This is a genomic window from Caballeronia sp. (assembly GCF_028292365.1).
Taxonomy (GTDB): Bacteria; Pseudomonadota; Gammaproteobacteria; order Burkholderiales; family Burkholderiaceae; genus Caballeronia.
This window is the reverse complement of record NZ_JAQGMM010000071.1, coordinates 1-11,124: the sequence shown is the minus strand read 5'-3', so window position 1 is coordinate 11,124 and position 11,124 is coordinate 1. Positions and strand designations below refer to the sequence as shown.

Here is an 11,124-nt window from a genome sequence, read left to right as displayed (position 1 = left end):
CCGAGCGGATCGTGACGCTGGAAACATCGAACGCCGTAGCGAGTTCGTCGACCGATACTTCGCCACGCTTGCGGACAAGTTCGACGATACGCAAACGCCGATGAAGCGAGTTCTTGTTGGCCAACACGGCAGCACCACCTTTGCACTTTCGTTTCGAAAGATTTTAGTTTCGAAACGAAAGAGACGCAAAGGAGTTATGGTCGGTGTTTACCCGCGCCTTCTATCGCTTCCGATACCAGAGCATGTAGGTGGCGACCAGAACGACCATGAATGCGAGTCCGTAGACGAGCGTCATGCGAAATTGGCTCGTGAAAGCGGTAGTGATCATGATTGCCGCCATCAAACCCGCGCCCAGCAAACTTCCGAACGGATGCAGCACCATCCGGAAAGACAGCGCCGGCCCGTCATATCGAGCGCGGAAGAATAGGTGCGTGACGAAGATCATCAGCCAGGCGAACATCGCGCCAAAAATTGCCAGCGACATCATCAACCCGAACGCTATCGCCGGCCAAAACGCGGTGAGGATCGTCGCCAAGGCTATGCCGCTCGTCGACAAGGATAGCGCGGCGGTAGGCACGCCATTCGCGCTCAGGCGCCCGAAGCGCGCTGGCGCATAACCGGCCCGCGACAGGCTGAACATCATGCGGGTGGTGATGTAGAGCTGGCTGTTCATCGCAGAAAGCGCGGCGACGAGCACCACGAAGTTGATCACGCCCGCAGCGTACGGAACGTGGGTGGCGGCCATCACCTTGACGAACGGGCTTTCGTCGGTGCTGGCCTGCGTCCACGGGACGATTGCGAGCATCAGCGCCAGCGTGAGCAGATAGAAGAGCACCAGCCGGAACACGGTCGAGCGAAAAGCCCGTGCCACGGCGCGTTGCGGATCGCGCGCTTCGCCGGCCGCAACCGCGATCGTCTCGATGTTCAGGTAACTGAAGATGGAAACAATGACCGCAAACCACATGCCCTTCACGCCGTGCGGAAAGAAGCCGCCGTGCGCCGTGAAGTTGTTCAGCCCGACGCCGGACGACACCGGTGCGCCATACACAAACACCGCGCCGAGCAAGATAAACGCGACGATCGCCACGATTTTCAGCATCGAAAACCCGTATTCGATCACGCCGTACACCTTGACGCTCGCCGCGTTCACGCCAATCAGCGCGGCGGAGAAACCAACGATCCAATACCAGCCCGGCACGTTCGCGAACCAGTACTTCATGAACACGGCGACCGCGCTCACCTCGGTCCCGACCGCAAACACGACGGCCGACCAGTATGCGTAGCGCACGAGATATCCCGCGAGCGGCCCGATATAAAACTCCGCGTACGCGCCAAACGACCCGGAGGTCGGGTGCGCAACGGTCATCTCGGCGAGCGCGCCCATCAGCAACAACGCGATCAGCGCGCCGATCGCGTAACTCACCAGCACGCTCGGCCCGGCAAAACCGATCGCAAAACCGCTGCCTAAAAAAAGCCCCGTTCCGATCGCCCCGCCGATAGCGATCATCGACATCTGTCCGGCGGTCAAGCTCCGGTGCAGCCCCTTCTCCCGTTCGACAATTGTCTCGAACGATCCCCGTTTAAAGCTCAAATCAACCTCTTGAAGTCAATATCCGCAACAAATGCGGACGCAAAAAAGCGAGGCGGCGCGGGAAACTTCCCCGCGCCGCCTCGCCGATGATGACACACCTCAATCGCGTGTCACCTGACTTCAGTCTTACCTACTGCCCTGTCATTCAACCTCGACCGCTTCCGGATTCGGGTTGCGCGGCACCGGGCTTTCGTCGAACGTGAGCGCCACCTTGTCGTTCTCGTCCACGTCCACCGTCACGCGCCCACCCGACATCAGCTTGCCGAACAGCAACTCGTCCGCCAGCGCACGACGAATCGTGTCCTGGATCAGACGCTGCATGGGACGTGCGCCCATCAGCGGGTCGAAACCGTGCTTCGCCAGATGCGCGCGCAAGCCGTCGGTAAAGACTGCGTCGACCTTCTTCTCATGCAACTGATCTTCCAGTTGCATCAGGAACTTGTCGACCACACGCATGATGATTTCTTCATCCAGCGAGCGGAAGCTGATGATCTGGTCAAGACGATTACGGAACTCAGGCGTGAACATCCGCTTGATATCGGCCATTTCGTCGCCGGTTTCGCGGCGATTCGTGAATCCGATTGCCGACTTCTGCATCGCTTCGGCGCCCGCGTTCGTCGTCATGATGATGATGACGTTGCGGAAATCTGCCTTGCGACCGTTGTTGTCGGTCAGCGTGCCGTGGTCCATGACCTGCAGCAGCACGTTGTAGATATCCGGATGCGCCTTTTCGATTTCGTCGAGCAACAGCACGCAATGCGGCTTCTTCGTGACGGCTTCAGTCAGCAAACCGCCCTGATCGAATCCGACATAACCCGGCGGCGCGCCAATCAGCCGGCTGACCGCATGACGCTCCATGTACTCGGACATGTCGAAGCGCAGCAATTCGATACCCAGCGTGAACGCCAGTTGCTTCGCCACTTCCGTCTTGCCGACGCCCGTGGGACCCGAGAACAGGAACGCGCCAATTGGCTTGTCCGTCTTGCCGAGACCCGCACGCGCCATCTTGATGGCGGCGGCCAATGCATCGATAGACTGATCCTGACCAAACACCACGCTCTTCAGGTCGCGATCCAGCGTCTGCAACTTGCTGCGATCGTCCTGCGAAACGCTTTGCGGCGGGACACGCGCGATCTTCGAGATGATCTCTTCGATCTCGTTCTTGCCGATAGTCTTCTTCTGCTTCGACTTCGGCAGGATGCGTTGCGCTGCGCCCGCTTCGTCGATCACGTCAATAGCCTTATCCGGCAAATGACGGTCCGTGATAAAGCGCGCCGACAATTCAGCCGCCGCGGACAGCGCTCCCGACGAATATTTCACGCCGTGATGCTCTTCGAAACGCGACTTGAGACCGCGCAAGATCGCGATAGTCTGCTCGACCGTCGGCTCGGCCACATCAACCTTCTGGAAACGACGCGACAACGCCGCATCTTTTTCGAAGATTCCGCGATATTCCGTGAACGTGGTGGCGCCGATGCACTTCAACTGACCCGACGACAAAGCCGGCTTCAGCAGGTTCGATGCATCCAGCGTGCCGCCCGACGCCGCGCCCGCACCAATCAGCGTGTGAATTTCGTCGATGAACAGCACCGCGTGCGGGCGTTCCTTCAACTCTTTCAGCACCGTCTTGAGGCGTTGCTCGAAATCGCCACGATACTTGGTACCGGCCAGCAATGCGCCCATATCGAGCGAATACACCTGGGCGTCCGCAAGAATATCCGGCACTTCGCCGCGCGTGATGCGCCAGGCGAGCCCTTCGGCAATGGCAGTCTTACCGACACCGGCTTCGCCCACGAGCAACGGATTGTTCTTTCGGCGACGGCACAGCACCTGCACCACACGCTCTACCTCCAGTTCACGGCCAATCAACGGGTCAATCTTGCCGTCTTTCGCGAGCTGGTTAAGGTTCTGCGTGAATTGCGCAAGCGGGGTTTCCTTTTGCGCAGCCGCGTCTTCCGCTTCGGGATTCGCGTCGCTGCTTGCCTTCGCCGCGTCGCCCGTATTCGTCTTCGCGATGCCATGCGAGATGAAATTGACGACGTCGAGGCGCGTCACGCCCTGCTGTTGCAGGTAGTAGACGGCATGTGAATCCTTTTCACCGAAGATAGCGACAAGCACGTTCGCGCCGGTCACTTCCTTCTTTCCGTTCGATGTTGATTGCACGTGCATGATCGCGCGTTGAATCACGCGCTGAAAACCAAGCGTCGGCTGGGTATCAACATCGTCCGTGCCGGGCACGGTCGGGGTGTTGTCATGAATGAAATTGCGCAGGTTCTGACGCAAATCTTCAATATTCGCTGCGCATGCGCGCAACACTTCAGCCGCGGTCGGGTTGTCCAACAAGGCCAGTAAAAGATGCTCGACCGTAATGAACTCGTGCCGCGCCTGACGTGCTTCCATAAACGCCATGTGCAGACTGACTTCCAGTTCCTGGGCAATCATGCTTCCTCCATCACACACTGCAGCGGATGACCCGCTTGCCTCGCGTGGCTAACGACTTGCTCAACTTTGGTCGACGCGATGTCCCGCGTATAGACCCCACAAACTCCCCTGCCTTCGCGATGAACCTTCAGCATGATTTGCGTCGCAGTCTCACGATCTTTGTTGAAATGTTCCTGCACGACGAACACGACGAATTCCATCGGCGTGAAGTCGTCATTCAGCAGCACCACCTTGTACATGGACGGCTGTTTCAGCTTTTGTTCCTGCCGCTCCAGTACGGTGCCATCCTGCTTGTTGGGATTGATCGCCATACGCCCATTCTAAACAACTCGGACAGGCTCGCCATCTCGCCAAAACCCCGTTCGCCATATGAGCCGAAACGGTGTCGCCGCACGCTTCGCGCAACCTGTCGCTTGCTGAATTCCGCCAGCCTTTGTGACACAGGCCAGCCCTCTTGAAACATCGTTGAATCCAGTATCGCACAGCTCTCAAAAAAACGAATTGTCGACTCGGGCTCTGCCTGCCTTGGGCTCCGCAGCGGGCGCACCAGTGGCCGCTACATTGACCACACTCCCCGTTACGGCTGACTCTTCGGCTGACTCATCGGCTTGACTCAGTGAATCACTGTTCGAATGACCTCTGCGACCTACTCCTGCAACCCGCTGCGGCCGCTGGCACTAACCGCCTGCTGCCGACACTCGTCATGTGCGTCGATTATGCGACTTTTCAAGATGGCGTGCTTGTGCGGCGGGATACGCGCAAAGCGGGAAAAACCCTTGAAATGAGGTCTTTACAACGTCTTTACGACCATCTCAAAATTTTCTTGACACTTGATTTAAGAGATTAAACAATCAAACTGGCACTTTTTTCCGAAGCGTTTCAGGTGAAGAAAGGCCGCGGTGAGCTTGTGAGGAGGGGGCGGTCCACTTTGTGGGTTGCCAAGCTTTTCGAGCGTGCTCGTGGTAGCGACGAGAGTGAGAGGGGAAGTGATGTCAACTGGTACGGTCAAATGGTTCAACGACGCGAAAGGCTACGGATTCATCACGCCCGATGAAGGCGGCGAGGATCTGTTTGCTCATTTCTCGGCGATACAAATGAATGGTTTCAAGACGCTCAAGGAAGGCCAGAAGGTCAGCTTTGAGATTGTCCAGGGACCGAAGGGCAAACAGGCATCGAACATCCAGGAATCTGCCTGACCGTTCGATAGCGCGCTGTCCTCGAAAACCGGCCGCGTGCCGTGACACTGTTCAGATAAGCGTTTCTTTATCATCCGACAGTTGAATGCAACGGCGGGATTCAACGGCCCGAACGCATCTGCGCTCGGGCCGTTTTTCATTCCGGCGCGGCTGAAACTGTTTTGAGCCGCACGGCAAATATCGAATCCGCCGATGAACCCGGCTAACTTGTTGAAAAATGACTGCGGAAACCTGACTGAGGCGGCAGTTACCGGCAGCTACCTTAGGTCATCTTGATCGTTGAATGGAATCTAACGTCACGAGAATCCTTTACGGCTGCTCGTGGTCAGGTCGAACCTTGCGCGGGCGCCCGCCTTTTTTGCCATTTTTCCGTGACGATGCGGCCTTGGCGTCCGATTTGACCGAACCGGCGCGGCTTGCCAAATGCTTCATCCAGACCTGTGAACCATCTCCCGGACACGGCCATCCTCAAAAATTTACATTTCACTCCTTGCAGTGCTCAGCTAACACCGGCGTCCCCACCGAAGATCAGTTCACGCCGACCTCAAGAAAAAAACCCCGGTGAGCCAAACTCAACCGGGGTTTCCGAGACTTCGTGATACCGACTTACATGTTTTCGATCAGCACCTGGCCGAAGCCCGAGCATGAAACCTGCGTCGCGCCTTCCATCAGGCGCGCGAAGTCGTACGTCACGCGTTTTTTCAGGATCGATGCTTCCATCGACTTGATGATGATGTCCGCTGCTTCGGTCCAGCCGAGGTGGCGCAGCATCATTTCCGCCGACAGGATTTCCGAACCCGGATTCACATAGTCCTTGCCCGCGTATTTCGGCGCAGTGCCGTGCGTGGCTTCGAACATGGCCACCGAATCCGACATGTTCGCGCCCGGAGCAATGCCAATACCGCCGACCTGAGCCGCCAGCGCGTCCGACACATAATCGCCGTTCAGGTTCAGCGTGGCGATCACGTCGTACTCAGCCGGGCGCAACAGGATTTGCTGGAGGAAGGCATCCGCGATAACGTCCTTGAGCACAACGTCGCCGCCCTTCGGGCTCTTGATCTTCATCCACGGGCCGCCGTCGATGAGTTCCGCACCGAACTCCTTCTGCGCCAGCGCATAGCCGAAATCACGGAACGCACCTTCCGTGTATTTCATGATGTTGCCCTTGTGCACGAGCGTGACGGTATTGCGATTGTGGTCGATCGCGTACTGGATTGCCTTACGAACCAGACGCTCCGTGCCTTCACGCGACACCGGTTTGACACCGATACCCGACGTATCCGGGAAGCGGATCTTCGTCACGCCCATTTCTTCACGCAGGAACTTGATGACCTTCTTCGCCTCTTCCGACTCGGCCGCCCATTCGATGCCGGCGTAAATATCTTCCGAGTTCTCACGGAAGATGATCATGTTGACCTTTTCCGGCTCACGCACCGGCGACGGCACGCCCTTGAAGTACTGCACCGGGCGCAGGCAGACGTACAGGTCGAGTTGCTGGCGCAGCGCGACGTTCAGCGAACGGATACCGCCGCCAACCGGCGTGGTGAGCGGCCCTTTGATAGAGACGACATATTCCTTCAGCACGTCCAGCGTTTCATCCGGCAGCCACACGTCCGGACCGTAGACCTTGGTGGCCTTCTCGCCCGCGAAGATTTCCATCCAGTGGATCTTCTTCTTGCCGGCATAGGCTTTTTCCACCGCAGCGTCGACAACCTTGATCATCACCGGCGTGATGTCCACACCCGTACCATCGCCTTCAATGAAAGGGATGATCGGCTGGTCGGAAACGTTGAGCGAGTAATCCGCATTAACGGTGATCTTGTCACCGCCCGTCGGAACCTTGATGTGCTGATACGGCATGGTCGACTCCAAAGATGGCTGGCTAGCTGAAACAGAAATGCGCAGAATGCGTTCGGAAATTCGGCGAAAAGGCGGACGAGCGAACGGTGGCCCGGCGATCAGCGCCAATACCGGCGCGGCGCCCGGGGCGACCAGAACGGTATTCTAGCCCACCGTGCAGAGGGCTTGCCCGGCACCCGTTTCGCCGCAGCGCAACAAAACGGTGCATGCGGGCGCAGTCCAAATACCGTCGATGATGCTGCGGCCACGATCGGCTCTTGTACGATTCATGTCTTATGTCTTATATAAGACTTGGGACTTGGTGTTTCGGATTATGCATTAATATCGCGCCATCCGCCATAGCCGGATCGCCCGCTGCGCTTGAGCGGCACCTCGTTTCTTTTCGCTTTTCCTCATCGATTTCCCGCCATGCCGCTGCTTGCTCTTAACAAACCGTTCGGCACGATCTGTCAATTTTCGCCGCACGAGAAGCACCCTTCGCTGGGCGAATGGGTGAAGACGCCCGGCGTTTATCCGGCGGGCCGGCTTGACACCGACAGCGAAGGCCTGCTGCTGCTCACCGACGATGGCGTGCTTCAGGCGCGTATTGCCGAGCCCCGTCACAAGCTGGTCAAACGGTATTGGGCACAAGTCGACGGTGCGCCCGACGCAGACGCTCTCGATCGTCTGGCCGCAGGCGTTGACCTGGGGGATTTCGTGACGCGGCCGTGCGGCGTGAAGCGGGTTGAACCCGTGGAATGGGTGGACCGGCTTTGGCCACGTAACCCGCCTATTCGATACCGCGCCGCCATTCCGACCACCTGGATCGAACTGTCGATCAGCGAGGGACGTAATCGGCAGGTGCGTCGAATGACCGCAGCCGTCGGATATCCAACACTGCGACTGGTGCGCGTGGGTATCGGCGTGCTCGATATATTCAGTCTCGGACTTGCGCCGGGCGCATCGATCGAACTGCCGCCGCGCGCGCCGTGGAACGGCATTGTTTAACAACGACGCTCGACTGGAACAACCACATTACAAAATCATTTCGCTTTCCAAACAATCATCGCTGCACGATTCCCAAAAAACACGTCAACGGACTTCCGGCATGCGGCGTTATTCGCTGCAGATGCCTTAAAACCGCCATCCGGCATTAGCGAAGGACCGCAACAGAGAGCCAGCATTCGAAGGCTTTATGTAAGGTTCAAGCGCTCGCAGCGGGATCGAAGTTTTGTTCGAATCCCCTGTCAACCAAAAGGTGGATGGCTCGTTTACCGTCATGACTCCATCGACCGGGTCACAAGGTTAAATCAAACTAAAGCTGAGGATTTACAACATGAACAAACTGATCGCTGCTCTCGTCGCTGGCCTGTTCGCAACGGCTGCATTTGCACAAGCTTCGGCTCCGGAAGCATCGGCTCCTGCAGCTGCTTCGACCGCTCACAAGGCAACGCACAAGAAGTCGACGACGCATAAGAAGGCTACGCACAAGAAGGCAGCTTCGGCTGCTGCTGCTTCGGCCGCGTCGGAGTAAGTTGGTAATAGATCGCGGTAACGCGACGCTAGACCAAGTAGTGCTGCCGCGAAAGCGGCATTGAAAGGCAGACACCTGCAAAGGTTTCTGCCTTTTTCTTTGGGTCTTTGGATCGGTTTGATTGTTTGCGCGGGTTATATCCACGTAGATCCACACAGGCACTTTTTGTCGGCGTGCGCGCGCTCAAGTAACATGCGCCAGTCTTCACTGATTCTTTAGCTAACCGGCTTCATCTCACCAGGAGTTTCGCCGTGCGTCTTTCATGGCTCTCGCCCCGTTCGGTTTCATCGTTTGATCTTGGACGTCTAGTGCGCCGCGCGCTTGTTGCGTTTTCCGTTCCGCTCGTTTCGTTGATTGCAGTCGCGCCGCTGGCAGCACACGCTCAACCGCTGGCCGCAGCACCGGGACAAATGCCACCGGGTGCAAAAAAGCCCGCCGATTTTCCGCACACGAAACTCACCGCGGGCATGTATGTGATCGACGCCGCCGTTGCCGCGAATGATGCCGATCGCGAACAAGGCCTGATGTATCGCACGAAGCTCGAGCCCAACGAAGGCATGCTGTTCGTCTTCAATGAAACGGCCGTGCACTGTTTCTGGATGAAAAACACGTTGATCCCGCTGTCGATCGCGTTCATGCGCGCGGACGGAACCGTCACGGACATCGATGAAATGCAGGCCGAGACGGAAAACAACCACTGCCCGCGAAACAATGGCGTGTACGCGCTGGAAATGAGCAAGGGCTGGTTTGCATCGAAGGGAATTCAGCCGGGCACGCAGATCAAGGGGTTGCCTGCACCGCAATAACGGGTGCTCGGAGCGGGGTGATTAGTCTCCACGCCTCCACTCACGCCGCGCCAGTCCCGAAAAGTTGCACCCAAAGCCGGCCGCCCGCCTATGCGCGCGCCGGCTTTTTGCTTTTCGCGGCACAAGACGCAACGCAGGTCGTAACCGGGAACATCTCCCGCGCGTCATCAAAGATTCATCTTTTTCGCCGAGCTGGCAAGAATCCTGCAAAGACCTTGTCGACGCGCTATCCTAATAAACCAGCGAAGCTGTCACACAAGCACGACAAAGCTTCGCTCCGGAGCTGCCGGCCGGGCCGTCGTGCCCGGTTCGGGCTGCAAAGCTCCATCCAATCAACAGGAGGTTCAAGTGCCCCGCAAGACTCCCATCGACCGCTATCGGAATATTGGTATCAGCGCTCATATCGATGCCGGTAAGACCACCACCACCGAACGCATTCTTTTCTATACCGGTGTGAATCACAAAATTGGTGAGGTTCACAACGGCGCGGCCACGATGGACTGGATGGAGCAGGAGCAGGAGCGCGGCATCACGATCACTTCCGCCGCCACCACGGCCTTCTGGAAAGGCATGGCGGGAAATTATCCGGAACATCGGATCAACATTATCGATACACCGGGACACGTCGATTTCACCATCGAAGTGGAACGGTCGATGCGCGTGCTCGACGGCGCCTGCATGGTCTATGACTCAGTGGGCGGCGTTCAGCCGCAATCGGAAACGGTCTGGCGTCAGGCCAACAAATACAAGGTGCCGCGCATTGCGTTCGTCAACAAGATGGACCGCGTCGGCGCAGACTTCTTCCGCGTGCAGCGGCAGATCGGCGATCGCCTGAAGGGGACCGCGGTACCGATCCAGATTCCGGTCGGTGCGGAAGATCATTTCCAGGGCGTGGTCGACCTCGTCAAGATGAAGGCGATCTACTGGGACGAAGAGAACCAGGGCATCAAGTTCGAGTACCGGGACATTCCGCCGGAACTCGCAGATACCGCGAAGGAATGGCACGACAAGATGGTCGAGGCCGCCGCCGAAGCGAGCGAGGAACTGCTCGATAAGTATCTCGGCGGCGAAACGCTGACCGAAGAGGAAATCAAGCACGGCATCCGCGTGCGCACGATCGCCAACGAGATCGTGCCGATGCTGTGCGGCAGTGCGTTCAAGAACAAGGGCGTGCAGGCCATGCTGGACGCGGTGATCGACTATCTGCCCTCGCCGCTCGACATCCCGGCGATCACCGGTCACGACGAGGACGATAACGAAATCGAACGTCATCCGAAGGACGACGATCCGTTCTCCGCCCTTGCCTTCAAGATCATGACCGACCCGTTCGTCGGCCAGCTGATCTTCTTCCGGGTGTATTCGGGCGTGGTGAATTCGGGCGATACCGTCTACAACTCGGCCAAGGAAAAGAAGGAACGCCTTGGCCGGATCCTGCAGATGCATGCGAACGAACGGAAGGAAATCAAGGAAGTGTACGCGGGCGACATTGCCGCGGCGGTCGGCCTGAAAGAAGCAACCACGGGCGACACACTGTGCGATCCGAATCACGTGATCATCCTCGAAAAGATGATCTTCCCTGAACCGGTGATTTCGCAGGCCGTCGAGCCGAAGACCAAGGTCGACCAGGAAAAAATGGGCCTGGCGCTGAACCGCCTGGCACAGGAAGATCCTTCGTTCCGCGTCAAGACCGACGAAGAGTCGGGCCAGACCATCATC

General features: G+C 57.9%; 10 protein-coding genes. 5 read left to right on the top strand and 5 right to left on the bottom strand.

Going from position 1 to position 11,124, the window contains the following annotated elements; genetic code table 11:
- The 4 genes from JWR14_RS04220 to clpS all read right to left on the bottom strand — a co-directional run.
- Positions 1–127: DeoR family transcriptional regulator (locus tag JWR14_RS04220; protein WP_299701870.1), on the bottom strand; the 127-nt coding region annotated here is incomplete at its 3' end.
- A 93-nt stretch (positions 128–220) separates the two neighbouring features.
- The gene (locus JWR14_RS04215) at positions 221–1,591 is read right to left on the bottom strand and encodes an amino acid permease (RefSeq protein WP_299701864.1); all 1,371 of its coding nucleotides are present in this window, start codon (positions 1,589–1,591) and stop codon (positions 221–223) included.
- Between the two features lie 141 nt (positions 1,592–1,732).
- On the bottom strand, positions 1,733–4,033 hold the full coding sequence (clpA, locus tag JWR14_RS04210; protein ID WP_089163433.1) for an ATP-dependent Clp protease ATP-binding subunit ClpA: 2,301 nt from the start codon (positions 4,031–4,033) through the stop codon (positions 1,733–1,735).
- Positions 4,030–4,344, bottom strand: a complete 315-nt coding sequence (gene clpS / locus JWR14_RS04205; protein ID WP_031359828.1) for an ATP-dependent Clp protease adapter ClpS — start codon at positions 4,342–4,344, stop codon at positions 4,030–4,032. The genes clpA and clpS overlap by 4 nt, the downstream gene beginning before the upstream one ends.
- Before the next feature lie 678 nt (positions 4,345–5,022).
- Between clpS and JWR14_RS04200 the strand changes: the two genes are divergently transcribed.
- Entirely contained in the window at positions 5,023–5,229 is a 207-nt protein-coding gene (locus JWR14_RS04200) for a cold-shock protein (protein ID WP_035497884.1), read from the top strand.
- A gap of 606 nt (positions 5,230–5,835) precedes the next feature.
- Here the strand turns inward: JWR14_RS04200 and icd are convergent.
- On the bottom strand, positions 5,836–7,089 hold the full coding sequence (icd, locus tag JWR14_RS04195; protein ID WP_299701813.1) for an NADP-dependent isocitrate dehydrogenase: 1,254 nt from the start codon (positions 7,087–7,089) through the stop codon (positions 5,836–5,838).
- Positions 7,090–7,497: 408 nt separating this feature from the next.
- Here icd and JWR14_RS04190 point away from each other — a divergent pair, with 408 nt between their 5' ends.
- The 4 genes from JWR14_RS04190 to fusA form a co-directional block, all read left to right on the top strand.
- Entirely contained in the window at positions 7,498–8,076 is a 579-nt protein-coding gene (locus tag JWR14_RS04190; RefSeq protein ID WP_299701810.1) for a pseudouridine synthase, read from the top strand.
- Between the two features lie 328 nt (positions 8,077–8,404).
- The gene (locus tag JWR14_RS04185) at positions 8,405–8,602 is read left to right on the top strand and encodes a hypothetical protein (protein WP_089163428.1); all 198 of its coding nucleotides are present in this window, start codon (positions 8,405–8,407) and stop codon (positions 8,600–8,602) included.
- Positions 8,603–8,952: 350 nt separating this feature from the next.
- Complete coding sequence (locus tag JWR14_RS04180) at positions 8,953–9,408, top strand: DUF192 domain-containing protein (protein WP_299701867.1); 456 nt, start codon at positions 8,953–8,955, stop codon at positions 9,406–9,408.
- Between the two features lie 348 nt (positions 9,409–9,756).
- Positions 9,757–11,124: elongation factor G (fusA, locus tag JWR14_RS04175; RefSeq protein ID WP_299701800.1), on the top strand; the 1,368-nt coding region annotated here is incomplete at its 3' end.

Excerpts from the sequence above, each read along its gene's own strand:
- clpA (WP_089163433.1), bottom strand. The coding sequence starts at position 4,033 with ATGATTGCCCAGGAACTGGAAGTCAGTCTGCACATGGCGTTTATGGAA.
- clpS (WP_031359828.1), bottom strand. The coding sequence starts at position 4,344 with ATGGCGATCAATCCCAACAAGCAGGATGGCACCGTACTGGAGCGGCAG.
- JWR14_RS04200 (WP_035497884.1), top strand. The coding sequence starts at position 5,023 with ATGTCAACTGGTACGGTCAAATGGTTCAACGACGCGAAAGGCTACGGA.
- icd (WP_299701813.1), bottom strand. The coding sequence starts at position 7,089 with ATGCCGTATCAGCACATCAAGGTTCCGACGGGCGGTGACAAGATCACC.
- JWR14_RS04190 (WP_299701810.1), top strand. The coding sequence starts at position 7,498 with ATGCCGCTGCTTGCTCTTAACAAACCGTTCGGCACGATCTGTCAATTT.
- JWR14_RS04185 (WP_089163428.1), top strand. The coding sequence starts at position 8,405 with ATGAACAAACTGATCGCTGCTCTCGTCGCTGGCCTGTTCGCAACGGCT.